The organism is Kocuria cellulosilytica (assembly GCF_040981245.1).
GTDB lineage: Bacteria > Actinomycetota > Actinomycetes > Actinomycetales > Micrococcaceae > Kocuria > Kocuria cellulosilytica.
In genome coordinates, this window is sequence record NZ_JAVFWZ010000008.1 from 76851 (window position 1) to 102096 (window position 25246).

General features: G+C 74.7%; 20 protein-coding genes and 1 riboswitch. Of the genes, 13 read left to right on the forward strand and 7 right to left on the reverse strand.

Translation table 11 applies throughout. The annotated features are described in order from the left end of the window. Nucleotides 1-83: 83 nt before the first annotated feature. Both RCG67_RS12590 and RCG67_RS12595 read right to left on the reverse strand, forming a co-directional pair. On the reverse strand, nt 84-1505 hold the full coding sequence (locus RCG67_RS12590; protein ID WP_368826678.1) for an FAD-binding oxidoreductase: 1422 nt from the start codon (nt 1503-1505) through the stop codon (nt 84-86). Between the two features lie 357 nt (nt 1506-1862). Continuing rightward, on the reverse strand, nt 1863-2513 hold the full coding sequence (locus RCG67_RS12595; RefSeq protein ID WP_368826679.1) for a helix-turn-helix transcriptional regulator: 651 nt from the start codon (nt 2511-2513) through the stop codon (nt 1863-1865). A gap of 420 nt (nt 2514-2933) precedes the next feature. Between RCG67_RS12595 and RCG67_RS12600 the strand changes: the two genes are divergently transcribed. The 3 genes from RCG67_RS12600 (at nt 2934) to RCG67_RS17640 (ending at nt 6739) form a co-directional block, all read left to right on the forward strand. Beyond that, nucleotides 2934-5084, forward strand: a complete 2151-nt coding sequence (locus tag RCG67_RS12600; RefSeq protein ID WP_368826680.1) for a glycosyltransferase — start codon at nt 2934-2936, stop codon at nt 5082-5084. A 163-nt stretch (nt 5085-5247) separates the two neighbouring features. After that, complete coding sequence (locus RCG67_RS12605; RefSeq protein WP_368826681.1) at nt 5248-6636, forward strand: OFA family MFS transporter; 1389 nt, start codon at nt 5248-5250, stop codon at nt 6634-6636. Nucleotide 6637: 1 nt separating this feature from the next. Next, nucleotides 6638-6739 (forward strand): MFS transporter small subunit, encoded by a 102-nt coding sequence (locus tag RCG67_RS17640; RefSeq protein ID WP_424346921.1) that lies wholly within the window; start codon nt 6638-6640, stop codon nt 6737-6739. 333 nt (nt 6740-7072) lie between these two features. Here RCG67_RS17640 and RCG67_RS12610 read toward each other — a convergent pair whose 3' ends face one another. From RCG67_RS12610 to RCG67_RS12625, 4 genes are all read right to left on the reverse strand, one after another. Next, the gene (locus tag RCG67_RS12610) at nt 7073-8485 is read right to left on the reverse strand and encodes an LLM class flavin-dependent oxidoreductase (protein ID WP_368826682.1); all 1413 of its coding nucleotides are present in this window, start codon (nt 8483-8485) and stop codon (nt 7073-7075) included. Beyond that, entirely contained in the window at nt 8485-9249 is a 765-nt protein-coding gene (locus tag RCG67_RS12615) for a 3-oxoacyl-ACP reductase (protein ID WP_368826684.1), read from the reverse strand. The genes RCG67_RS12610 and RCG67_RS12615 overlap by 1 nt, the downstream gene beginning before the upstream one ends. A 46-nt stretch (nt 9250-9295) precedes the next feature. Then, a riboswitch (TPP riboswitch) is annotated at nt 9296-9399 on the reverse strand. A gap of 54 nt (nt 9400-9453) precedes the next feature. Continuing rightward, nucleotides 9454-10212: a FadR/GntR family transcriptional regulator gene (locus RCG67_RS12620; protein ID WP_368826685.1), complete on the reverse strand. Its 759-nt coding sequence runs from the start codon at nt 10210-10212 to the stop codon at nt 9454-9456. 85 nt (nt 10213-10297) lie between these two features. After that, the gene (locus tag RCG67_RS12625; RefSeq protein ID WP_368826686.1) at nt 10298-10444 is read right to left on the reverse strand and encodes a hypothetical protein; all 147 of its coding nucleotides are present in this window, start codon (nt 10442-10444) and stop codon (nt 10298-10300) included. A 172-nt stretch (nt 10445-10616) separates the two neighbouring features. Between RCG67_RS12625 and eat the strand changes: the two genes are divergently transcribed. From eat to RCG67_RS12650, 5 genes are all read left to right on the forward strand, one after another. Then, nucleotides 10617-12047 (forward strand): ethanolamine permease, encoded by a 1431-nt coding sequence (gene eat, locus RCG67_RS12630; RefSeq protein WP_368826687.1) that lies wholly within the window; start codon nt 10617-10619, stop codon nt 12045-12047. Nucleotides 12048-12116: 69 nt separating this feature from the next. Continuing rightward, nucleotides 12117-13499 (forward strand): glutamine synthetase family protein, encoded by a 1383-nt coding sequence (locus RCG67_RS12635; RefSeq protein ID WP_368826689.1) that lies wholly within the window; start codon nt 12117-12119, stop codon nt 13497-13499. Next, nucleotides 13480-14295 (forward strand): gamma-glutamyl-gamma-aminobutyrate hydrolase family protein, encoded by an 816-nt coding sequence (locus tag RCG67_RS12640; RefSeq protein ID WP_368826691.1) that lies wholly within the window; start codon nt 13480-13482, stop codon nt 14293-14295. Before RCG67_RS12635 ends, RCG67_RS12640 begins: the two co-directional genes overlap by 20 nt. Further along, nucleotides 14292-15650 carry an aldehyde dehydrogenase family protein gene (locus tag RCG67_RS12645; protein ID WP_368826693.1) on the forward strand — a complete coding sequence of 453 codons (1359 nt, stop codon included), beginning with the start codon at nt 14292-14294 and terminating at the stop codon, nt 15648-15650. The genes RCG67_RS12640 and RCG67_RS12645 overlap by 4 nt, the downstream gene beginning before the upstream one ends. Before the next feature lie 58 nt (nt 15651-15708). Continuing rightward, the gene (locus RCG67_RS12650) at nt 15709-16485 is read left to right on the forward strand and encodes a 3-oxoacyl-ACP reductase (RefSeq protein WP_368826695.1); all 777 of its coding nucleotides are present in this window, start codon (nt 15709-15711) and stop codon (nt 16483-16485) included. A 64-nt stretch (nt 16486-16549) separates the two neighbouring features. Here RCG67_RS12650 and RCG67_RS12655 read toward each other — a convergent pair whose 3' ends face one another. Then, nucleotides 16550-17623: a threonine aldolase family protein gene (locus RCG67_RS12655; RefSeq protein WP_368826696.1), complete on the reverse strand. Its 1074-nt coding sequence runs from the start codon at nt 17621-17623 to the stop codon at nt 16550-16552. A 95-nt stretch (nt 17624-17718) separates the two neighbouring features. Between RCG67_RS12655 and RCG67_RS12660 the strand changes: the two genes are divergently transcribed. From RCG67_RS12660 to RCG67_RS12680, 5 genes are all read left to right on the forward strand, one after another. Further along, a complete protein-coding gene (locus tag RCG67_RS12660) occupies nt 17719-18117 on the forward strand; it encodes an NUDIX hydrolase (protein ID WP_368826698.1) in 399 nt (132 codons plus the stop codon). A gap of 192 nt (nt 18118-18309) precedes the next feature. After that, complete coding sequence (locus tag RCG67_RS12665; protein WP_058874138.1) at nt 18310-18783, forward strand: DUF2867 domain-containing protein; 474 nt, start codon at nt 18310-18312, stop codon at nt 18781-18783. Between the two features lie 131 nt (nt 18784-18914). After that, nucleotides 18915-22466: a proline dehydrogenase family protein gene (locus tag RCG67_RS12670; protein WP_368826700.1), complete on the forward strand. Its 3552-nt coding sequence runs from the start codon at nt 18915-18917 to the stop codon at nt 22464-22466. A gap of 39 nt (nt 22467-22505) precedes the next feature. After that, nucleotides 22506-24356, forward strand: coding sequence for a gamma-glutamyltransferase (gene ggt / locus RCG67_RS12675; RefSeq protein WP_368826701.1), 1851 nt, complete (start codon nt 22506-22508; stop codon nt 24354-24356). Between the two features lie 129 nt (nt 24357-24485). Next, a complete protein-coding gene (locus tag RCG67_RS12680; protein WP_368826702.1) occupies nt 24486-25175 on the forward strand; it encodes a hypothetical protein in 690 nt (229 codons plus the stop codon). Nucleotides 25176-25246 lie beyond the last annotated feature (71 nt).

The following is a 25246-nucleotide window of genomic DNA, read 5'->3' on the forward strand; positions in this document are numbered from 1 at the left end:
GCGGCCCGACCGGTCCGGCGCACCCCGTGGCCCCGGCCGCCGCGTGCTCCCGGCGCGCGCGGCGGCCGGGGCCACGGGCGCGGTCAGGCGGTGCTCGGCAGGATGTTGTGGTTGAGCCGGAACAGGTTGGCGGGGTCGTAGCGGTCCTTCAGCTCCACGAGCCGCCGGTGCGTCCGCTCCCCGTAGGCCTCCCGTGCCGCCTCGGACGTGACCGGCCCGTGCTCGGCGCCGAGGAAGTTCACGTACTGCCCGGCGTCGGCGAACGGTTCCACGGCGGCGTGCACGCGGCGGGCGAACGCCGTGAGGCGGGCGTCCTCGGCGGCGTCCGGCCAGTAGCCGTAGACGTTGAGCCAGTACCGCGCGGACCGGTTGGGGAAGGCGGTGGCCCCGGCGGGGACCCGCCCGAAGAAGCCCTCCATGTGGTGGATGTCGATGCCCGTGCCGAACCAGGTGATCTCCGAGGCCACGCCGAGCAGGGCGTCGACCACCTCGTCGTCCAGGCGGGAGAACGAGGCGTTCTTCCAGTACGCGCGCGCCCCCTTCGGGAAGAGCTCGTCCATGGCCGACTGCCACTCGGTCCACTGCACCGGGCCGACCTCCTCCTCGTCCGGCGGGGCGTCGGCGCGCAGCCGCTCGGCCAGGCGCAGCCCCTCGGCGTGGTCGGGCGACATCCACGCGAAGGCGATGATCAGCCAGGGCTCGTCGCCCATCCCGAAGCTGGGCGGCAGCCGGAGGATCGAGACGATGCCGTTCATCTCCTCCGGCAGGTCGTCCGTCCAGCGCGCGAAGGCCTGCAGGGCCGTGCGCCACTTCTCGCGCCGGTAGAACAGGTTCCCGCCCAGCACGGACGGGGGCAGCTCCCGGGCGCGGAACGTGAAGGAGGACACCACCCCGAAGTTGCCGCCGCCGCCGCGGATGCCCCAGAACAGGTCCGGGTTGTGCTCCGCGTCGGCGTGCAGGTGCTCCCGGGTCCCGGTGATCACCTCGGCGTGCACGAGGTTGTCGAGGCTCAGGCCGTCGCTGCGGGTCAACCAGCCCACTCCGCCGCCGAGGGTCAGCCCCGCGACCCCGGTGGCGCTCACCACGCCGAGGGGCACCGCCAGCCCGTGCGGCACGGTGGCGCGGTCGACGTCCGCGAGGGTGGCACCGGGCTCGACCGTCACGAGACGGGTCCCGGGATCCACCCGTACCTCGCGCAGCGCGCCGAGGTCCAGGACCAGTCCGCCCTCCACGGTGCCGTGGCCGGCCACGCCGTGCCCGCCGCCGCGGACGGCCAGCGGCAGGCCCGTGTGCTGGGCGGCGGCCAGCACCGGGTTGATGTCGGACACGGCGCCGGCCCGCACGATCGCGCGCGGCCGCACGTCCACCATGCCGTTCCAGACCCGTCTCGCCTCGTCGTAGAGCGGGTCGTCGGGCTCGACGAGCGTCCCCGTCAGGTGGTTGCGCAGCTTCTCGAGCTCGCGGGCGGTCTCGTGGTCTTGGTCCCCGCGGTCCACGGCGTTCATGGGATCGGCTTCCTGTGGGCGGGGCGCGTCCCCCGGGCTGCTGCTCGCGCTCGGCGGCGGTGCGCGGACCGTCGCCGGCGGTGCCGGAAGGGCCACGGGCGGACTCGGAGCGGTCCGGGCGTTCGGCCCCGCCGGGGCTGGGGTTCCGGTGGGGGAGGCGGAACGGCACAGGATGGTGGTCCCACCAGCGTAGGAGCGTCCGCGGCGCGGCACAACGGTGCGGCCACAACGGTGCGGCTACAGCGGTCCGGCCACAGCGGTGCGGCTACAGCGGTCCGGCCACAGCGGTTCGGGCACCGTTGCGCCGGGCCTGAGCCGAACGAGGGGGCGTCCCCGGGCGCGGGCCGCACCCGGTGCTCAGGCCAGCGGCAGCACCGGCGGAATGATCCCGTCCTCCACGGCCCGCTTGTAGAGCTCGAGCTTGGTGCGGGCCGGCCGCTCCACCAGGGCGTACTTGCGGCGGATCCGCTTGAGGTGCTCCTCCACCGTGGACTCCGCGATCTGCAGCAGCCCGGCCACCTCCTGCTCCTGGAGGCCGTCCACGTAGAGCGCGAGCACCTCGCGCTCCCGGGCGGAGAGCTTCGCCGGGGCCCTGCTGGGCAGCTCGACCAGGGCCGACTGGAGCAGGTCGCTCACGAAGTGGCCCAGCTGGCGGGAGAGGCGCATGGTGCGGAAGACGGTCCTGATGGGCTCGCACTTGCCCACGGCACCGGACGCCCCGCAGGCGAACGCGGAGCGGACCCGGGCGAGGTCGTCCGGCGGCACCAGCACGACCACGGTGTGCTCCCGTCCGATGAGGTCCGTGACGTTCTGCACGAGGCTGCGGCCGTCCAGGGTGTTCAGGCTCAGCAGCACCACCATCTCCTCCGCCGGATTCTCCGCGAGGAACTCCGGGACGCTCGCGGCCACGGCGCTCACCCGCACGCCGTGCTCGGGGTGCTCGACGGACTCGCGCTGGAGCGCGATGCGCGTCATGGGCTGGGGGCTGATGACGGCTGCATTCAACATGGTGGGACTCCTCGACGTCTCCCGCGGTGCGGTGCGCGGGATCTCCGGGGCCGGGGATCGGCGGCCCGTTCCGGCGGCGGGCGGACCGCGTCCCCGGGCGGACCCGGCGTCCGCCCCGCATATGCCTTCAGGGGAATATGCGGTGGTGCGTCAGGGGGTGCCAGGGCTCGTGGTCCTCGGGGCGGTCGCCGCCGGTGGAGATGGTGCACTGTGTCCCTCCACAGTGGCGGACCCGCCCGCGCGCGGGCAAGGGAATTCCGTGCGGACCCGGAACCTCGCACACCGTCCGCGGCCGGGCGGGACTCGGCCGGGGCGGCCCTTCCCGGTCCGGGCGGGGCCGCCCGGACCGGGGCGGGCGGAGGAGGGCCCGGCTGGAAGAATGGGGGAGCACGCATCGGTCGAGGAAAGGTCCGTTCCGTCATGCACGTCGACGTACTTCTCGGGCCGGTCGGTCCGGGCCGCCTCCCCGGTGGGGAGCACGAGATCGACCGGCTCCTCGGGGAGCTCGCCCTGCGCGGTGTCGACGCACGGCTCGTCGACCCGGCCGGCGAGCCCGGGCCCGCGGCGCCCTCCCCGAACCACCCCGAGCCCGGGGGCGACCTCCTCGGAGCGCCTCCCGAGGCGGACGCGCTCCTGCTGTTCGGGCCCGGGGCCGGCGCACCCGCGGACGACGCCCGGCTCGGCCACTGGATCGACCGCGCACGGGTCGCGGCGGCGGCCGGGCGGCCCGTCGTCATCAGCGGTCTGGGCCTCCGCGCCGGGGCGGTTCCGGAGGAGCCCGTGCGCCGGCTGCTCTCGACCGCCTCCCTCGTGGGCCTGCAGGACGAGGCGTCCCTGGCGGTGGCCCGCCGGCTGAGCCCCGAGCACCCCGGCCTGCGCGTCGGCCGGCAGGACGACCTCCTCCTGCCGGGGCCCGCCGGCCCGCAGGGGGCGCCGGACGGGCCGGCCGCACAGCGGCAGGAGGCGGACGGGGCGGCGCCGCCGCGGATCGCCGCGGTGGTGGAGCGCCCGGGCGGCCCCTGGCCCCCCGGGGTGGCCGCTCCGGTGCTGGCCGCCCTGCTGGACGCCCTGGTGCATCGGACCGGCGGGACGGTGACGGTCCTCGCCTGCGGCGGCACGTCCGCCGACGAGGAGTTCGCGGCGGACGTCGCGGCGCGGCTGCGGGACGACGTCCGCCGGGCCGCGCCGGCGGAGGCCGGCGCGGAGGCGGCCGCGCTCCGGGCGGACTGGGTCCTGACCACGTGCCCCCGCGGCGCGGTCCTCGGCTCCGCGGCGCGGGCCGTCGTGCTCCCCGTGGCGCCGGAGAAACATTCCCTGAACGGCATGGATGTCGTCCTGGGCCGCTGGGGGCTCGGCGGCGGCGCCGTGCCCCTCGCGGCGCTGCTCACCCCGGGGGACGTCGCGTGGGACACTCGTGCCGCCGTCCAGCAGTGGGCCTCGGAGGCCGTCGAGCACCGCGGGGCCGTGCGTGCCGCCCTGGCGGACGCCGAGCCGGCGGTCCGGGACGCGGCGGCCCGCTGGTGGGACGACGTGGCCGGGGCGCTGCACGGCCGGCAGGCTCCGCCCGCTCCGGAGGCGGCGGTCGCGGCGCGGGGAGTCGGCGCCCCGGTGGTGCGGGCGCTCCGCCGCCGGTACACCGTCCCCGCGGTGCCGCCCGAGCGCCCCACCGTCGCGGTCGTGCTGCGGCACCGCGGCGGTCCCGCACGTCTGCACCGGGCCGTCGAGGACCTCCTGGCACAGACGTTCACCGACTGGCGGCTGGTCGTGGTGGACGACGGCGGCGACCCCGCCGAGGTGGACGACGTCCTGGCGCTGCTGCAAGACGAGCTCGCCGGGCGGGCGGCGGTCCTGCACCACCGCAGGGTCCTCGGCCCCGCGGCGTCCGCCAACCGCGGGCTGCGGGCCGGGGAGTCCGAGCTCGTCGTCCGGCACGACGGGACCGGGCACTGGCCCCCCACGCTGCTGCAGCGCGCCGTGGCCCACCTCGAGGACCCGCTCGTGAGCGACGACGGGGTCGTGGTGCGGACCGAGGACGCGCCCGGGGCCGCCGAGGGGACGCCGGCCGGCCGGCCGGACCGGAGAGCGCTCACCCTCACCGACGTGCTGGACGGCGACCGCACCGCCGTCGACTCGCCGTTCGTGTACCGGCGGGCGGTGCACGGCGTGCTCGGCGACCACGACGAGACGCTGGGGGCCGCGGCGGACTGGGAGTTCGTGCTCCGCTTTCTCGAGACGTTCACCGTGGGACTGCTCCCCGCGCGCCCGCCCGGGGACGGCGAGCGGGCGGCGGGGACCTCCGCCGCGCAGGACGAGCTGGTGGTGCGCGAGCGCCGCCTGCGGCAGTGGAGCGCGGAGCACGGGATCGGCCTGCCGCTCTACCTGCGCCGAGCGGCCGCCCAGGAGGCCGCCGCCCTGCACCGGCGGCTGGACGCCGCCGAGGAGCTCGCGCACGAGCTCCTCGACGTGGTCCGGGAGCAGTCCCGGCAGATCGACCGGCTGGAACGGGCCGTGGCGGAGCGGGGCTTCCTCGCCTTCTGGCGGCGTGCGTGGCGGTCCCTGCGCGGCCGCTGAGCGCCCCGGACCGGCGCGCCGGTCAGCAGGTTGCTTCCCAAATTTCTGCACCGTGTGACATGCTTCACCATCAGGTGCCCGGGCCCGGGTGTGCGCGGCCCGCCCGGGACGCACCGTTCGCGCACCGTTCGCGCAGTGTTCGCAGCAGATGAGGAGTCGGGGCATGGGATGGCTTGATCGACAGCACTCGGTGGCGCCACCGGGATTCAACCGCTGGCTCATTCCGCCGGCAGCCCTCGCGGTCCACCTGTGCATCGGACAGGCCTACGCCACCAGCGTGTACAAGAACGCGCTGGTGGCGCACTTCGACGCGAGCCTCACCCAGATCGGCATCATCTTCTCCATCGCGATCGTCATGCTGGGGCTGTCCGCCGCCGTCTTCGGCACGTGGGTGGACACCGGCGGGCCGCGCAAGGCGATGTTCACCGCCGCACTGCTGTGGTCCGGCGGATTCCTGGTCGGGGCGCTCGGGATCTTCACCGAACAGCTCTGGCTCGTCTACCTGGGCTACGGGGTCATCGGCGGCATCGGGCTGGGCATCGGCTACATCTCGCCCGTCTCCACGCTGATCAAGTGGTTCCCGGACCGTCCCGGCCTCGCCACGGGCATGGCGATCATGGGCTTCGGCGGCGGCGCGCTGATCGCCAGCCCCCTCTCGGCGGCCCTGCTCAACTTCTACGACCCCGACTCCGGCACGCCGGGCTGGGTGGCGAGCGGGGACGCCGTCGGCAAGCTGTTCCTGACGCTGGCGGTCGTCTACCTCGCCTACATGCTCTTCGGGGCGTTCACCATCAGGGTCCCCGCCGCGGACTGGAAGCCCGAGGGGTTCGACCCGTCGAAGGTCAAGTCCAAGGCCCTCGTCACCAAGAACCACGTCTCGGCCCGCAACGCGATCCGCACCCGGCAGTTCTGGCTCGTGTGGATCGTGCTGTTCTGCAACGTGACCGCCGGCATCGGCATCCTCGAGCAGGCGGCCCCGATGATCCAGGACTTCTTCCGCCAGGCGGACGGCACCTCCCTCGTGACGGTGGCCGTGGCCGGCGGCTTCGTGGGCCTGCTGTCCATCGGCAACATGGGCGGACGCTTCGTGTGGTCCACCACCTCGGACATCCTGGGCCGCAAGCGCATCTACATGGTCTACCTCGGCGTGGGGGCGATCCTCTACACCGTGCTGGCGCTGTTCGGCTCGACCTCCACCCTGCTGTTCGTGCTGCTGGCCTTCGTGATCATCTCGTTCTACGGCGGCGGCTTCGCCACGGTGCCGGCCTATCTGCGGGACCTCTTCGGGACCTTCCAGGTGGGGGCCATCCACGGCCGCCTGCTCACGGCCTGGTCCGCGGCGGGCATCGCCGGGCCCCTCATCGTCAACGCGTTCCTCGACGCCCAGGGCACTCCCGGCGAGCTCACCTCGCAGGCGTACCAGCCGGCGCTGCTGACCATGGTCGGCCTGCTGGTCGTCGGCTTCGTCGCCAACCTCCTGGTGAAGCCGGTGGACGCCAAGTACCACGAACCCGCACCGTCCGGCACCAAGGCCCACGCGAAGGAGTCCTGACATGACCAAGGCACGACTGGCACTCGGGTGGGTCCTCGTCGGGGTCCCGCTCGCCTACGGAGTGACGGCGACCCTCATGCGGGTGACCGCGCTGTTCTACTGACGCGTGCACGGGGCAGGGGCGGACCGGGACGGTCCGCCCCTGCCCCGTGCACCGGAGAACAGCGGACGCCCACGGCGCCGCGGGGTGCGGGCCGGTGCGCGGGGACGCGGGAGGACCCGTGGCCGTTCCACCCCGATGGTGCGCTGCGTGTCCTGCGGTGACGACCGTGGCGGACCCCGGCGTTCACCGCGGGTGGCGCACATTCGACCATGGGTCCGGGACCGATGCCACAACGGGTGCCATCGAGTCCTCGGGGGTCGCCATGGACGTCGGACGCACTCTGCCGTGCAACCTGCTCGCCGCCGTGCGCTCCGGCCACGGCCCGAGACCGCCCTACAGCCTGCGCCGGCCCGTCGAGGACGTGCTGACCGACCCACCGGGGGCGCCGGAGGGAGCTCCCGGCGCACCGGGTTCCGCCGACCGCTCCTGAGCGCCGCCGGGCCGCGGCAGCCCGAGGTGCCCGCGCAGCGTGGAGGCGGTGTACCGGGTGCGGAAGAGCCCCCGGCACTGGAGCACGGGAACCACGTGGTCCACGAAGTCGTCGAGGGAGTCGGGCAGCCGGGGCGGCATGAGGTTGAACCCGTCGGCCGCTCCCGAGCGGAACCACAGCTCCATCCGGTCGGCGACGGCCTCCGGGGTGCCGACCACGGTGCAGTGCCCGCCCCCGGCGGCCAGCCGCCCCAGCAGCTGCCGCACCGTGGGCCGCTCGAGCGCCACGATCCGCAGGATCGTGGCGTACCGGCCCTGCGGCCCGGAGAAGCCCTCGAGCGGAGCCAGCCGCGGGACCGGAGCGTCCAGCTCCCAGTCGCTGCAGTCCTGCTGGACGAAGGCGGACAGCTGGGCCAGGGACTGTGCCACGGGCAGCAGGGCGTCCAGCTCGGCCTGCCTGGCCCGGGCCTCCTCCTCCGTGGAGCCCACCCAGGCCACCAGCCCGGGCATGACGGCCACGGACCCCGGGTCCCGCCCGGCCGCGGCGAGGCGCCGCTTCAGGTCCGTCGTGTACTCCCGGGCGCTGTCGAGGTCGTAGGCCACGGCGTAGACCCCCTCGGCGTGCCGGGCGGCCAGATCCCGGCCCGGGCCGGATGCGCCCGCCTGGAAGAGGACCGGTCGGCCCTGCGGCGGGCGCGGCACCGTCAGCGGACCGTCCACGCGGAAGTGCTCGCCGACGTGGTCGACCCGGGCGACCCGCTCGGGGTCCGCGTGCAGGCCGTGCCGGTCGCCGACCAGGGCGTCGTCGGACCAGGAGTCCCACAGCCGGAGGGCCACGTCCACGAACTCGGCGGCCCGGGCGTAGCGCAGGGCGTGCGGCGGCATCTCCGGCAGCCCGTGGTTGCGCGCCTCGGCGTCGAACATGGAGGTGACCACGTTCCAGCCGGCCCGCCCCCGGCTGATGTGGTCGAGCGAGGCCAGCATGCGGGCGGCGTGGAACGGCGTCCAGAAGGTCGTCGAGACGGTGCTGACCAGCCCGATCCGCTCCGTGGCGCGCGCCATGGCGGAGAGGGCCGTCAACGGCTCGAGGAACCACCGGGGCCCGTCCCCGACGTCGCCGGTGCTGTGCCCGTCGGCGAAGAACACGGCGTCGAAAAGACCGCGCTCGGCGGTGCGGGCGAGATCCTCCCAGTGGGCGATGTCCCCGAGCTGCTCCAGCGCGGAGTCCGGGTGCCGCCAGGCGGCCTGGTGGTGGCCCGCGCCGAAGAGGAAGGCGTTGAGGTGCAGCTGTCGCGGCGGGGTCCCGGCGGCCCCCATCAGTCGAGGACCAGTCCGCCGTCGACCACCAGGTTCTGCCCGGTGACCGAGCGCGCCCACGGTGAGGCGAAGAACAGGAGGGCGTCGGCGAACTCGGCCGGGGTGGTGACGCGGCCCAGCGGCGTGCCCGCCGCGATCTGGTCGAAGACCGCCTCGGGCGTGGCGGCGCTGGCGTCGGTGGTGCGCAGCAGCCCGCCGGAGGCCATGTTGACGGTGATGTCGTACCGTCCGAGGTCCTTGGCCAGGGTGCGGGTCAGTGACAGGAGCGCGGCCTTGGCGGCCGTGTAGTCGTGGTACGGCACCACGGGGTTCTGGAAGAGGTTCGTGCCGATGTTCACGATCCGGCCGAAGCCCCGTTCCCGCATGCCCGGCAGCGCCTGCTGGGTGGTGTTGAGCGCCCCGCGGACGCTGCCGGTGAACTGGGCGTCGAACTCCTCCCAGCGGATGCCCTCCGCCGTGGCGCGGGCGTCGCCGTTGAAGGAGAAGTCGGCCAGCGCGTTGTTCACCACCGTGCTGACGGGGGAGCCGAAGTGCTCCCGCGCCGCGCGCAGCATGTCCGCCACCTGCGCGGGGTCGGTCACGTCGGCGCGCAGGGCCACGGCCTGCTCGGGGCCGTACCGGTCCGCGAGCTCCTCCGCGGCCGCCTCGCTGGTCCGGTGGTTGACCACCACCTGCGCGCCCTGGGCCGCGAAGGCCTCGACGACGCTGCGGCCGAGGCCGCGGGCCCCGCCGGTGACGAGGACGGTCTGTTCTGCGATCTGCATGGGACTCCCTGGGATCAGGGCGAGGAGACGCGGGGGCCGGCCACGGCGAGCCCCGGCAGGACATCCCTTCGCCAGTACGAACTGGATCAGGTTCGACGGGTGTCATCTCAGCCGGCTCCTCGTGCGGTGCCGGCACCCCGTGTCACTGCGGACGAGTATAGGCACGCCGCTCCGGGATCCGCCCGTTGCCCGCGAACGGGCAGCTCAGGCGGGACGGCGGCCACCGGGGGCGTCGTCGCCGGAGGAGCGCGTCCCGTGCCCGAGGAAGCCGCGCAGCAGCGCGGCCGTGCCCTCGAGGTGTGCGAGGGAGGAGGCCCGGGCGGCCGGGGCGTCGCCCGCCAGGACGGCGTCGGCGAGCTCGCGGTGCTGGCGGTCGGAGTGCTCGAGGTTGACCGGCAGCAGGGGGATCCGGTCCAGCAGGTCGCTGGCCCGCGAGCGGACCTCCGCGACGGCGCGGACCAGGCTGGGGCAGCCGCCCAACTCGGCGACGGCGATGTGGAAGCGGGCGTCCGCGGGACGGTAGTCCTCCGGCGAGCTCTCCTCGACCTGCCGCAGGCACGCGAGCAGGTGCTCCCGGGCGGCCGCGCTGAGGGCCGCCGCCGCGGCCAGCTCCGCCGCGGCGGGCTCGACGACGGCGCGGAACACGAGCACGTCCTCGACGTCCGCGGGGTCCACCGGGGGGAGGGTCCCGTCCGGCAGGGCGGTGCGGCCGGTCACGAAGGTCCCGCCGTAGCGGCCGCGCACCACCTCCAGGACGCCGGCGGCCTGGAGCTCGTGCAGGGCCTCCCGCAGCGTGGCACGGGAGATCCCGAGCATCGCCGCGGTCTCCCGCTCGGGCGGGAGGCGCTCGCCCCTGCGGAACAGGCCGAGCCGGATCGAGTCGAGGATCCGCTCCACGGCCTCCTCGAAGGCGTTGCCCTGCCGCACGGGCCGGATGAGGGGGTGCTGGACCGGGTCGCTCACGGTGGCGCTCCTCCCTGCGGTGCGGCGGGCGCCCGCCGTGCCACGGTGCCGGCGGGCACCCGGCGGGCGCCCGCCGGGGTTCCGCCTAGCTGAGGTCGAGGGCGACCACGCCCACGGCGATCATCAGCGCGACGGAGACGAGGAAGCCCGCCGTCACGGCGATGAACGCCCAGGAGGGGCCCTGGCCGGAGTGCTGCGAGCTGGAGCGGTCGGAGGCGTCGTTCTGGTTCATGCTCCCCATTGTGCGTCATCCGCCCGCGGCCGTCAGTACGGCGCCCCGCCCCGTGCGCCGCCGGCGGACCGGGCCCCGGGGTCTTGACGGGGTGGAGGGCAGCCCACAGACTGTGACCACTCGCGCCATATGTCTGTTTTCAGACCTTTGTGGAACCCGGAGGGATCGTCCCATGCCCGACTCCCCAGCCCAGCCCGACCGCACCGACGAGTACTTCCAACACCGCCAGCTCCGCTCCGGCGCCGCCGGCTGGGTGCTGCTCGCGGGCCTGGGCATCGCCTACGTCATCTCCGGGGACTTCTCCGGCTGGAACATCGGGCTCTCCGAGGGCGGGTGGGGCGGGCTGCTCATCGCCTTCGTGCTCATGGGCCTCATGTACACCTGCATGGTCTTCGGCCTCGCCGAGCTCTCCTCGACCCTGCCCACGGCAGGGGCCGGCTACGGCTTCGCCCGCCGCGCGCTGGGCCCGCTCGGCGGCTTCGCCACCGGGATGGCCGTGCTGATCGAGTACGCCGTGGCCCCGGCGGCGATCGCCACGTTCATCGGCGGCTACATCGAGGCGCTGGGCCTGTTCGGGATCACCAACTCCTGGCCGGTGTACCTCGTGACCTACCTCGTGTTCATGGGCATCCACATGTACGGGGTGGGCGAGGCCCTCAAGCTGATGTTCGGGATCACCGTGATCGCGGTGCTCGCGCTGGGGGTGACCGTCGTCGCGCTCGTGCCGCACTTCGACGCCGCCAACCTCTTCGACATCGTCCCGGACGACGCCGTGGGGGCGAGCACGTTCCTGCCCATGGGGTACGCGGGGGCGATGGCGGCCCTGGTGTACGGGATCTGGTTCTTCCTGGCGATCGAGGGCGTACCGCTGGCCGCCGAGGAGACCGCCGACCCCCGCCGCGACATGCCGCGCGGGATCATCGTGGCCATGGCCTTCCTGCTGGTCTCCGGGGCGCTGATGCTCGTCCTCGTCCCCGGGGCCGCGGGCTCGGAGGCGATGAGCACCTCGGACAACCCGCTGCCGGAGGCCATCCGCGCGGTCGCCGGGGCGGACAGCGTCATGGCGAACATCGTGAACTACGCGGGCCTGGCCGGGCTGGTCGCGAGCTTCTTCTCCATCATGTTCGCCTACTCACGGCAGCTCTTCGCCCTCTCCCGCGCCGGGTACCTGCCCCGGTGGCTCTCGCTGACCGGCAAGCGCAGGACCCCGTGGGTGGCCCTCATCGTGCCGGGCACCATCGGCTTCGTGCTGGCGGCCGTGACCGGCGACGGCGGGCTGCTCATCAACATCGCGGTGTTCGGCGCCACCGTCTCCTACGTGCTGCTGAACCTCTCCCACATCGTGCTGCGGCTGCGCGAGCCCGATCTCCCGCGCGGCTACCGCACCCCGGGGGGCGTGGTCACCACCGGCATCGCCCTGGTGCTCGCCCTCGTGGCGGTGGTCGCGACGTTCCTGGTCGACGTGCTCGCCGCGTCCATCACCGCCCTCGTGTTCGTGGTCTTCCTCGCCTACTACTGGTTCTACAGCCGGCACCGGCTGGTGGGCCACGCCCCCGAGGAGGAGTTCGCGCAGATCCGCACCGCCGAGGCGGACCTGCACTGACCACCCGTTCCCCACCACCGTGGCCACCCCCCGCGGCACCACCGATCTCAGCGACGAAGGACCGGACCCATGACCCAGACTCCCCAGCACCCGCGGAACGACCGGATGCTCACCGTCGAGCAGCTTCGCCGGCACGTCGCCGACGGGCTCGTGGACACCGTCGTGCTCGCCTTCACCGACATGCAGGGCCGGCTGCAGGGCAAGCTCAACCACGCGCAGTTCTTCCTGGACTCGGTGCTCGACGAGGGCGCCGAGGGCTGCAACTACCTGCTGGCCGTGGACACGGAGATGAACACCGTGGGCGGCTACTCGATCAGCAGCTGGTCCTCGGGCTACGGGGACATGGAGTTCGCCATGGACCTGGACACGATCCGGCTGATGCCGCACAACCCCGGCCAGGTCCTGATCCAGTGCGACCTCACCGGCCACGGCGGCCGGCCCATCCCGATGTCGCCGCGGTCCATGCTGCGCCGCCAGCTGGACCGCGCCCGGGACATGGGCTTCACCATGGTCACCGGCACCGAGCTGGAGTTCTGCGTGTACAACACCAGCTACGAGGACGCCTGGGACGGCGGCTACCGCAACCTGGTCCCGGCCAACCAGTACAACGTGGACTACTCCGTGCTGGGCTCCCAGCGGGTCGAGCCGCTGCTGCGGGAGATCCGCAACGCGATGTACGCGGCCGGGCTGACCGTGGAGTCCGCGAAGGGCGAGTGCAACCTCGGCCAGCACGAGATCGCGTTCCGCTACGACGAGGGCATGGTCACCGCGGACAACCACGTGGTCTACAAGCTGGCCTCGAAGCAGATCGCCCACCAGCAGGGGAAGTCCATCACCTTCATGGCCAAGCCCAACGAGCGCGAGGGCAGCTCCTGCCACATCCACATGTCCCTGCGCGGGCCCGACGGCGAACTGGTCTTCTGGGACCGCGAGCGGGACGCCCGGTCCCGGACCTACGACCGGTTCATCGCCGGGGTGCTGCGGACCATGCGCGAGTTCACGCTGTTCTACGCGCCCACGATCAACTCGTACAAGCGCTTCGTCGAGGGCAGCTTCGCCCCCACCTCGGTGGCCTGGGGCGTGGACAACCGGTCCTGCGCCGTGCGCCTCGTGGGCAGCGGGCAGTCCGCCCGGATGGAGAACCGGCTCCCCGGCGGCGACGTGAACCCGTACCTGGCGCTCGCCGCGATGCTGGCCTCCGGGCTGCACGGCATCGAGCAGGAGCTCGAGCTCGAGCCGATGACCGAGGGCAACGCCTACGAGTCCGACGCCCCCGTGGTGCCCTCGACCATGCGCGAGGCCCGGGACCTGCTGGCCGGCTCGGAGCTCGCGCGGGAGCTGTTCGGCGAGGACGTCGTGGAGCACTACGTGCACTACGCCGACGTGGAGCTGGCGGCCTTCGAGGCCGCCGTCACCGACTGGGAGCTGCGCCGTGGCTTCGAGCGCCTCTGAGCCGGGCGGGCCCGGGTACCGGCCCCGGATCGGGCTGACCACCTACTACCAGGAGGGCTCCTGGGGGGTCTGGAACTCCGTCGCCGCGATCGTCCCCGGCGCCTACGTGGAGGCGGTCGCCGCGGCCAGCGGCACGCCCCTGCTGCTGCCCCCGGTGGGCACGGACCCGGACGTGCTGGAGCTCGTGGACGGGCTGATCGTCATCGGGGGAGTGGACGTGGACCCGCAGTTCTACGGCGCCGACCGGCACGAGCTGACCTCGTCGCAGCCCTCCCGCGACGAGCACGACCTCGCCCTGACCCGGGCGGCGCTGGAGCGTGGGCTGCCCCTGTTCGCGATCTGCCGCGGCGCCCAGATCCTCAACGTGGCGCTCGGCGGCACGCTGATCCAGCACCTGCCGGACGTCAACGAGAACGCCGTGCGCTACCAGCCCGAGCCGGGCCGGTACGGGGAGGTCGAGTTCAGCACCGCGCCGGGCAGCCGCTGCCGGGAGCTGCTGGGCGAGACGGCGTGGTCCCCGTGCTACCACCACCAGGCCCTGGGGACGGTGGCCGAGGGACTGGTCGTCACCGCCCGCGCCGAGGACGGGACGGTCGAGGCCGTCGAGACCGTCGAGGGCGGCTGGACGCTCGGCGTGCAGTTCCACCCCGAGGAGAACCGGAAGGACGCCCGGCTCTTCGACGGCTTCGTCCGCGTGGCCCACGGCTGGGCGCAGCACCGCGCCCGGCAGGACCGCCCCGGGGGCACCGGCCGGGCACAGACCGCCCCACAGCGAGAGGACACCCGCATCCCATGACCACCACGCAGATCATCGACCCCGCCACGGAGGAGGTCGTCGGCTCCGTCGAGCTGACGTCCCTGGAGCAGACGGACGCGGCGGTGGAACGGGCCCGGCGCGCCTTCGGGACCTGGCGCGCCGTCGCCCCGGCCGACCGGGCCCGGCTGCTGCGCCGGTTCGCCGACGCGGTGGACGCCGACCTGGAGCACCTCGCGGCCCTGGAGGTGCGCAACGCGGGGCACACCATCGGCAACGCCCGCTGGGAGGCGGGCAACGTCCGGGACGTGCTGACCTACTACTCCGGGGCGCCCGAGCGGCTCTCCGGCCGGCAGATCCCCGCCCCGGGCGGGGTCAACCTCACCTTCCACGAGCCCCTGGGCGTGGTGGGCGTGATCGTGCCGTGGAACTTCCCCATGCCGATCGCCGCGTGGGGGCTCGCCCCGGCGCTGGCCGCCGGGAACACGGTGGTGCTCAAACCGGCCGAGCTCACCCCGCTGACCGCGATCCGGCTCGGGGAGCTCGCGCTCGAGGCGGGCCTGCCCGAGGGCGTGCTCACGGTGCTGCCGGGCAAGGGCTCGGTGGTGGGGGAGCGCTTCGTGACCCACCCGGACGTCCGCAAGGTCGTGTTCACCGGCTCCACCGAGGTGGGCCGGCGGATCATGGCCGGGTGCGCGGAGCAGGTCAAGCGCCTGACCCTGGAGCTGGGCGGGAAGAACTCGAACATCGTCTTCGCGGACGCCGACCTCGAGCGGGCCGCCGCGTCCGCCCCCGCCGGCGCCCTGGACAACGCCGGCCAGGACTGCTGCGCCCGCTCCCGCGTGCTCGTCCAGCGCTCCGTGCTCGAGACGTTCCTGGAGCTGCTGGAACCGGCCGTGCGGGACTTCGCCTGCGGGGACCCGTGGGACGAGCGCACGCAGATGGGACCTTTGGTCTCCGCCGCGCACCGGGACTCCGTGGCGTCCTTCCTCGACGACGACGCCCCGGTCGCCTTCCGCGGCACGGCCCCCGAGGACCCCGGCTGGTGGTTCCCGCCGACCGTGCTCACCCCCGCCCCGGACTCCCGGGTGTTCCGGGAGGAGATCTTCGGCCCCGTGCTCGCCGTGGTGCCCTTCGAGGACGAGGCGGACGCCGTCCGGATCGCCAACGACACCGACTACGGGCTCTCCGGGTCGATCTGGACCCGGGACGTCGGGCGGGCGCTGCGGGTGTCCCGCGCCGTGGACGCCGGGAACCTCTCCGTCAACTCGCACGCCTCCGTGCGCTACTGGACGCCGTTCGGCGGCTTCAAGCAGTCCGGCTTCGGCCGGGAGCTCGGCCCGGACGCCCCGCAGGCGTTCACCGAGACCAAGAACGTGTTCCTCGCCGACGACTGACGCCCCGGCCCAGCACCGTCCCGTCCCGGGGCATCCCCCCACCACCGAAGGAGGACCCATGGAGGTCAACGCCCGCCGTCTGGTCGGCCGCAGCGCCGTCGTCACCGGAGGCGCCAGCGGCATCGGACTCGCCGCGGCCCGCCGGCTCGCCGCCGAGGGCGCGCACGTCGTCGTCGCCGACCTGAACCCCGCGGCCGGGGAGGCGGCCGCCGAGGAGGTCGGGGGGCTGTTCGTGCGCACCGACGTGGCGGACGAGGCCGACGTGGTCGCGCTCTACGCCGCCGCGCACGAGGCCTGCGGATCGGTGGACATCGCCTTCAACAACGCCGGGATCAACCCGACCGACGACGGCTCGATCCTGGACACCGGCCTCGACGCGTGGCGGAGGGTGCAGGAGGTCAACCTCACGAGCGTCTTCCACTGCTGCAAGCACGCCCTCCCGTACATGCGCGAGCAGGGGAAGGGGTCGATCATCAACACCGCGTCCTTCGTGGCCGTGCTGGGCGCGGCGACCTCCCAGATCTCCTACAGCGCCTCGAAGGGCGGCGTGCTGTCGATGAGCCGGGAGCTGGGCGTGCAGTTCGCCCGGGAGGGGATCCGGGTCAACGCGCTGTGCCCGGGCCCCGTCAACACGCCGCTGCTGCAGGAGCTGTTCGCCGCGGACCCCGAGCAGGCCCAGCGCCGGCTCGTGCACGTGCCGGCCGGGCGGTTCGCCGAGCCGGAGGAGATCGCCGCGGCGGTCGCGTTCCTGGCCAGCGACGACGCCTCGTTCGTCAACGCCGCCACGTTCCTGGTGGACGGGGGGATCTCCGGGGCCTACGTCACCCCGGTGTGAGCGCGCGGCCGCGGACCGCTCCCGGCACCGCCGTGGGGCCCTCCGGCGCCGGGCGACTCCGGGGTCAGGGGGCGGCGGTGGCCATCTGCTCCCGCAGCGCCGCCACGAACCCGTCCACGTCCTCCTCGGTGGTGTCCCACGAGCACATCAGCCGGACCTCGCCGGCGGCCGGGTCCCACACGTAGAACGGCCAGCGCTCCTGCAGCCGGGCCGTGACCCCGGGCGGGAGCACCGCGAAGACCGCGTTGGCCTCGGGGGTCTGCGTCACCCGGGCACCGGGGACCTCCGCGATCCCGGCCGCCAGCCGACCGGCCATCGTGTTGGCGCGGCGGGCCGCCTCGAGCCACAGGTCCCCCGTGTGCAGAGCCAGCAGCTGCGCGGAGACGAAGCGCATCTTCGAGGCCAGCTGGGTCGAGAGCTTGCGCACGAACCGGGGCTGCCGCACGGCGTCCGGGGTGAGCACCACGACGGCCTCCGCGCCCATCAGCCCGTTCTTGGTCCCGCCCCACGAGACCACGTCCACGCCGGCGTCGGTGGTCAGGGCCCGCAGCGGGACGTCCAGGGCCGCGGCGGCGTTCGCGAGCCGGGCGCCGTCCAGGTGGACCGACAGGCCCAGGCCGTGGGCGTGCTCGCAGACCGCGCGCAGCTCCCCGGGCGTGTAGACGGTGCCGAGCTCCGTGGACTGGGTGACGGTCACGACGCGCGGCTGGGCGTGGTGCTCGAAGCCGAAGCCGTGCGCCTCCCGGTCGACCAGCTCCGGGGTGAGCTTCCCGTCCGGCGTGGGCACGGCCAGCATCTTCACGCCCGCGACCTTCTCGGGGGCCCCGCACTCGTCCACGTGCGCGTGGGCGGTGGCCGTGCAGATCGCCGCGTCCCAGCGGTCGGTCATCGCCGCGAGCGCCACGACGTTCGCGCCGGTGCCGTTGAACAGCGGATAGCAGGCGGCCTGCTCCCCGAAGTGCCGGCGGACCACGTCCTGCAGCGCCTCGGTGTAGGGGTCGGCGCCGTAGGCCCCCACGTGACCGCCGTTGGCGGTCGCGAGGGCCTGGAGCACCTCGGGGTGGACCCCCGCGTGGTTGTCGCTGGCGAAGCCCTTCCGGGCGGGGTCGTGCAGGCGGGACAGGACGGAGTCGCTCACGGGTGGCCCTTCCGGTGGGTCGGCGGTGTGCCGGGCGGCACTCGCACTCTACTCGTGCCCCCGGGCCCGGCGCGGGCCCTCGGTAGGGTCGGGGCATGCGCATCGTCCAGGCCGCCGCGGCGGTGGTCGTCCGGGAGGACGGCCGGCTCCTGCTGGTCCGCCGGGGCCGGGAGCCCCAGCGCGGACGCTGGAGCGTGCCGGGCGGGAAGCTGGAGCCCGGTGAGACGGCGGCTCAGGCAGCGGTCCGCGAGACGTTCGAGGAGACCGGGGCCCGGGTGCGCGCGGAGCGCGAGCTCGGGACGGTCCGCGTCCCCGGGGAACCGGGCCTCGTGTACGAGGTGCACGACGTCGCCGCGACCTACCTCGGCGGGACGCTGCGCCCCGGCGACGACGCCGACGCCGTGCGCTGGGTCGCCCCCGCGGAGCTGCCGGGGCTGGAGACCACCGACGGCCTGCTGGAGCACCTCGTCCGGTTCGGGATCTCCCGGGGCTGAGCCCCGGGGACCCGGTCCGGGCCGGATCCTCCGTCCGGGCGGGTCGTCGCGCGCCGCGGCCGGTCGTACCCTGCCCGGCCGTACCCTGCCCGGCTGCGCCCTGCCCGGCCGCACCCTGCCCGGGCCCGGACTGCCAAAGCCGCCCGGGCCCGGCCCCTCGTCCGAGCCGGGAGCGCGTGCTTGGATAGGGGCATGGCACAGACGCGGGGCTTCTACGTCGACACCGTGGAGCGCACCACCACGGCGGACCGGGACGCGGTGTGGGCGGTCGTCGAGGGGATCGGCGGCGAGCGCGGCTGGTACAGCACCGACCGGGTGTGGGCCGCCCGCGCCGCGGCCAACCGCCTGGGCCTGCCGCCCGGGCGGCTGCGGCACCGCGAGGACCCGGACCGTCTCGCGGCCGGGGAGCGCCTGGACTGGTGGACGGTCGAGGCCCTCGAGCCGCCGCGGCGGCTGCGGCTGCGGTCCCTGGTGCGGATGCCGGGGGACGCCTGGCTGGACATCTGCCTGGAACCGGGGCCGGACGGGACCCTCGTCTACCGCCAGACCACGGTCTTCCGCCCGGCGGGCTCGGCCGGCCGCGCCTACTGGTACGCGATGCTCGCCCCGCACAAGGCGGTCCTGGGCCGGCTCGCCACCGACATCCTGCGGCAGGCGGGCGGATAGGGCTCTTCCGCCCCGGCCGCTCCGGCCGTAGCGTGGACTCACCGGCCACCGTGACGCCCGGTGGACACGGCCGGTGGCCGAGGGTGTGCCTCGGCACCGCTGCCGGGCGGAGTCCTCAGGAGAGTGCCGCCATGACCGCCGACGCCCCGTCCGTCCCCGACTCCCGCGCGCTGGCCGACGAGGCCGTCGCCCTGGTCCGCGAGTGGCTCGGCCGCGCCGCCGAGGGCCGCCGGCACCGCGACGGCGCGGCCGACCGGCTCGCCACCGTCCTCCAGGACCCCCACGGGCTGGAGTTCACGGTCGGCTTCGTGGACCGGGTGGTGCGCACCGAGGACGTGCGGGCCGCGGCGCGGGCCCTGCACGCGCTCGCCGGGATCGTGCCCCGCACCATGCCCGCGGCGGACCGCGCCCAGATCCGGGTCGGGGCCGCTCTCTCCGGCCGGGCGCCCCAGGTGGTCGTGCCCGCCGCCCGCGCCAGGCTCCGGCAGCTCGTGGGGCACATGATCGTCGACGCCCGCCCCAAGGCCTTCGGGCAGGCCGTGAAGAAGCTGACGGCCCAGGGCCACCGCCTCAACATCAACCTGCTCGGCGAGGAGGTCCTCGGCGCGGAGGAGGCGGACAAGCACCTCGCCGACGCCGCCGCGCTGCTGGACCGGGACGACGTCGACTACGTCTCCGTGAAGGTCTCCTCCGTGGTCCCGCAGCTGTCCCACTGGGGGTTCGAGGGGACCGTGGCGAAGGTCGTGGAGCGGCTGCTGCCCGTCTACCGCGCCGCCGCCGAGGCCCCGGCCGGGAGCAAGTTCATCAACCTCGACATGGAGGTCTACTCCGACCTGCACCTGACCACCGAGGTGTTCACCCGCCTCCTGGAGCACCCGGAGCTGCGGGGGCTCGAGGCGGGGATCGTGGTCCAGGCCTACCTGCCGGACGCCCTCGCGGTGGTCCGGCGGCTCTCGGCGTGGTCCGCCGAGCGGGTCGAGTCCGGGGGCGCGGGGATCAAGGTCCGGCTCGTGAAGGGCGCGAACCTCCCCATGGAGCGCGTGGACGCCGAGCTGCACGGCTGGCCCCTGGCCACGTGGAGCAGCAAGCAGGAGACCGACACCAACTACAAGCGGGTCCTCGACTGGCTGTTCGTGCCCGGGCGGATGACGGGGCTGCGGCTGGGGGTGGCCGGGCACAACCTCTTCGACATCGCCTTCGCGCACCTGCTCGCCGAGCGCCGCGGCGTGACGGACCGGATCGAGTTCGAGATGCTCCAGGGCATGGCGGTGGAGCAGGCGCGGGCCGTGAGCGCCGACGTCGGGCAGCTGCTGCTCTACGTGCCCGCCGTGCGCCCGGCCGAGTTCGACGTGGCCGTGTCCTACCTCGTGCGCCGGCTCGAGGAGAACGCCTCGCACGAGAACTTCATGTCGGGGATCTTCGAGCTGGCCCCCGGCAACGAGATCTTCGCGCGGGAGGAGCAGCGCTTCCGGGCCGCCCTCGAGGCGCTGGACCCGCAGGAGGAGGCCGCGCCGGCCCCCGCCCGCGCCCAGGACCGCACCGCGCCCGGCGCCGGGTCCGCGCACCTGCCGCTGGAGCAGCCCTTCCGCAACGAGCCGGACACCGACGTCGCCGTGCCGGCGAACCAGGCGTGGGCTGAGGAGATCGCCGCCCGGATCGAGGACCGGCAGTGGTACGAGGCCCTGCCCGTGCCCGATCCCGTCGACGCGGAGGACGTCGAGCGGCTGGTGCGCACGGGCCGGGCCGCCGCCGAGGACTGGCACGCCCGCGGCGCCCGCGAGCGCGCGGAGATCCTCAACCGTGCGGCCGACGTCCTGGCCGAGCGCCGGGGGCACCTGCTGGCCGTGGCCGGCGCGGAGGCGGGCAAGACCCTGGGCCAGTCGGACCCGGAGGTCTCGGAGGCCGTCGACTTCTGCCGCTGGTACGCCCGCCGGGCCCTCGAGCTCGAGGACGTGGACGGCGCCCGCTTCGTCCCGGACCGGCTCGTGCTGATCACCCCGCCGTGGAACTTCCCGCTGGCGATCCCCACCGGCTCCACGGTCGCGGCCCTGGCCGCCGGCGCCGCCGTGCTGCACAAGCCCGCCCCCGAGGTCCGGCGCTGCTCGACGGCCGTGGTCGAGGCGCTGTGGGAGGCCGGGGTGCCGCGGGACGTGCTCCAGCTCGTCGACTCCGTCGAGGGGGAGGTGGGGCAGGCCCTGGTCTCCCACCCGGGGGTGGACCGCATCGTCCTCACCGGCGCCTACGAGACGGCCCGGCTGTTCCAGTCCTGGCGGGCGGGGCGGGCGATGACCGCGGAGACCTCGGGCAAGAACGCCCTGGTCATCACCCCCAGCGCGGACCGGGACCGGGCCGTGTGGGACCTCGTGACCAGCGCGTTCGGCCACGCCGGGCAGAAGTGCTCGGCGGCCTCCCTGGGCATCCTGGTGGGCAGCGTGGCGAACTCGGAGCGGTTCCGGCGGCAGCTGCTGGACGCCGCGTCCTCGATGGTCGTGGACTGGCCGCAGAACCTGCAGGCGTCGGTGGGCCCGGTGATCGCCGAGCCCGGCGACAAGCTGCACCGCGCCCTGACCCGCCTCGACCCGGGGGAGCGGTGGCTGCTCGAGCCGCGCCCGCTCGACGACACCGGGCGGCTGTGGCGGCCCGGGATCAAGACGGGGGTGGCCCCGGGCTCCTTCTTCCACCGCACCGAGTGCTTCGGCCCCGTCCTGGGGCTGATGGAGGCCGCCGACCTGCAGGAGGCGCTCGAGCTGCAGAACGCGGTCGCGTACGGACTGACCGCCGGGCTGCACTCCCTGGACCCGGAGGAGATCAGCACCTGGGTCGAGCTCGTCGAGGCGGGCAACCTCTACGTCAACCGCGGCATCACCGGGGCGATCGTCCAGCGCCAGCCCTTCGGCGGCTGGAAGAAGTCCTCGGTGGGCCTGGGCGCCAAGGCCGGCGGACCGAACTACCTGGCCCAGCTCGGCTCGTGGCAGAAGGCGCCCTTCCGGGAGGTCCCCGCCGGGGAGACCCCGTCCGAGGAGGCCGGCACAGAGCCCTCGGAGGCCGTCGCCCACCACCTCGCCGCGCTCCGGCCGCTCGTGCCCGAGGCGGACGCCGCCTGGCTGACCGCCTGCGCCGAGCAGGACCAGGCGTGGTGGGACCGGGAGTTCGGCCGCGCCCACGACCCCACCGGCCTGGAGAGCGAGGCCAACCTGTTCCGCTACCGCCCGCGCGACGTCGTCGTGCGCGCGGCCGAGGACGCCCCCCTGACGGACGTCATCCGGGTCGGGCTCGCCGCGGTGCGCTCCGGCGCGCGCGCGGTCCTCGTCCCCGCGGGCGAGCTCCCCGCCGAGGTGCGGGAGCTGTTCCGCTCCGTGCTGGACCCCTGCGGGGACGAGGCCTTCGCCCGGGTCGCCGCGGACTGGACCGACCCGAGCGGCGCCGGGCGGATCCGGGTCGTGGGCACGGCGCCCGGCCTCGCCGAGGCGCTCGCGGAGCGGCCCGAGATCGCGCTGCTCGCGGACCCGGTGGTCGGCGCGTCCCGCGTGGAGATGCTCCCGCTGCTCGCGGAGCAGGCCGTCTCGATCACGATGCACCGCTTCGGCAACCCCTCGACGGACGCCGAGACGGTGGTGCACCGGCTCATCGCCGCCTCGCAGGGCCTGGGCACGCCGGCGACACCCACCGAAATGTCGGCGTAGCCCCTGGTCGGAACGGTGCGGCGGTGCCAGCATGAGCCCATGCGCGCATCCCTGAGACACCTCGCACTGGGCCTGGCCGGAGCGCTCGGCGTCTCCGGCACCGTTCTCGGCGGCTCCCCGGCCGTCGCGCACGACGACGGGGGGCACGGTGGCCGGGACGCGCCCGTCACCGCCGAGCTGCCCAAGGTCCCCACCATGACCGGCGGCGGCGGCGCGGTCTCCTCGGTGGACCCCCTCGCCAGCCAGGTGGGCATCGACGTGCTCGAGCGGGGCGGCACCGCCGCGGACGCCGCCGTGGCCGCGGCCGCGGCCCTGGGCGTCACCGAGCCGTACTCCGCGGGCATCGGCGGCGGCGGGTTCTTCGTCCACCACAGCGGGCGGACCGGGGAGGTCCGCACGATCGACGGGCGCGAGACCGCGCCGGCCACCTTCACGGAGGACGAGTTCCTGGGCGCGGACGGCGAGCCCCTCGACTTCGCCACGGTGGTCAGCTCCGGGAGGTCCGTGGGCGTGCCCGGCACCCTGGCCACGTGGGAGGCCGCGGCCGAGGAGTTCGGCACGATGGACCTGCACGACCTGCTGCGGCCCGCGGAGCGGATCGCCTCCCGCGGGTTCGTGGTGGACGAGAACTTCCACGAGCAGACGGCGCAGAACGCCGAGCGCTTCGGCATGTTCCCGGAGACCGCGGAGCTGTTCCTGCCCGACGGCGAGGCGCCCGCGGTCGGGACCGTGTTCCGCAATCCCGATCTCGCCCGCACCTACCACACGATCCGGCACGAGGGCACCGGCGTCTTCTACGAGGGCGAGATCGGGCGGGCGGTGGTCGACGCGAGCCGTGCGCCGGCCACCGCCGAGGGCGTGGAGGTGCTCGCCGGGGAGCTGACCGCCGCGGACCTGGCGTCCTACGAGGCCCTGCTCAAGGAGCCGACGCACACCGAGTACCGCGGCCTGGACGTCTACGGCATGGGCCTGCCCAGCTCCGGCGGCATCACGGTGGCCGAGACCCTCAACCTGCTCGAGGCCTACGACGAGCGCACCGGGACCGGCCTCGGCGAGGTCTCCGAGGCCCAGTACCTGCACCGCTTCTCGGAGGCGACCGCCACGGCCTTCGCGGACCGCAACCGGTGGATCGGGGACGTCGAGGGCGTTCCCGTGGCGGAGCTCACGAGCCAGGAGTTCGCCGACGAGCGCGCCTGCCTCTTCGACCCCGGGGCGGCCCAGGAGCGCCCGGTCCCGTTCGGGGAGCCCGACGGGGAGTACGCCGGGTGCGGGGCGCCCGGGGCCCGCCAGCCGGCGTCCGCCGGGGGCGTCTCGACGACCCACCTGAACGTGGCCGACCGGTGGGGCGACGTGGTCTCCTACACCCTCACCATCGAGCAGACCGGCGGCTCCGGGATCACGGTCCCGGAGCACGGGTTCCTGCTCAACAACGAGCTGACCGACTTCAGCTTCGCGTCCGTCACCGAGGGCGTGCCGGACCCGAACCTGCCGGGTCCGGGCAAGCGGCCCCGCTCGTCGATGAGCCCCACGATCGTGCTGAAGGACGGGGAGCCGTGGATGTCGGTGGGCACGCCCGGCGGCGCCACGATCATCACCACGGTGGCGCAGATCCTCACCGGGCACGTCGACCGGGACCTCGCCCTCGTCGACGCCGTGGCCGCGCCGCGGCTGAGCTCGCGCAACGGGGCGGAGGAGGCCGACCTCGGCCTGGCCGAGTCCGAGGTCGGCCGGCAGCTGAGCGGGCTGGGCCACGACCTCGTCCCGCCCCCGCGCCGCTGGATCGGCAACGCCTCGGCGCTGCGGATCCTCGGCGGCGACCGCTTCGAGGCGGCGGCCGAGACCGAGCGCGGCTACGGCGGCTCCGCGATGGTGGTGCATCCCGAGCCGTGACCCCGCCCCGCCGGTGACGCCCCGGGCCCCGTCCGCTCCGGACGGGGCCCGGACCCGTGCCGGGAACGCCCTACGCTGGGTCCGGACCGCGCGTCCCGCACCAGTCCCGTCCGACCCAGGAGCCGCACCGTGTTCAGCCACCCGCCCGCCGACCGTCCCGGCCCCACCGAGCCCGCCGTGCCGGGGGACCCCGCCCTGGACGACCGGTGGCGGGCGGCGACGGCCGGCTGGCGCCCGTCCTCGATCCGCCCCTCGACCGTCCGCTCTGGCGAGCCCGACCGGACCCGGGCGTGGGTGCGCCACGCCTGGGAGGCCCTCGAGAACGAGGTCCCCGCCCCCGAGGTCGGCGACGCCCCGGCCGGCCGGCGGGTGCGCGACCTCCTGACCGTCGCCGCGCTGTTCGCCCTCCAGGAGCGCTTCCTGGCCGTCGCCGCCGGCGAGCCGGTCCCGGCCGAGGTCCCCGACCCCCGCCGGGACGGGGCTCCCCTGGACGACGACGAGGTCCTGGCGGTCGTGCGGCAGACGTGGGAGATCGACCCGGCGGAGGAGGGGACCCCGGGGTTCTCGGCGGAGCTCACCGGTTTCCTGCAGGACCACCTGGACGAGCTCGCCGAGGAGGTCCGCGAGCGGCTCGTGGACCGGCGCGGTCCCACCCAGGTGTTCGCCGAGCTGTGGAGCCTCGAGCACCCGGACGAGCTCGAGCCCGCCGAGCAGGAGGAGGCGCCGCCGTTCCCGCTGTCCACCGACGACATCGCGTGGATCGTCAGCGGGGTCCCCGGCCCCGAGAAGCACACCGCGTGGGAGTGGCTGACCCACTGATCCGACCGCCCGTGGCCCCGTCGGCCACCGCGGTCCCGCCAGCCACCGGGCCCCGCCGGCCACGGCGATCC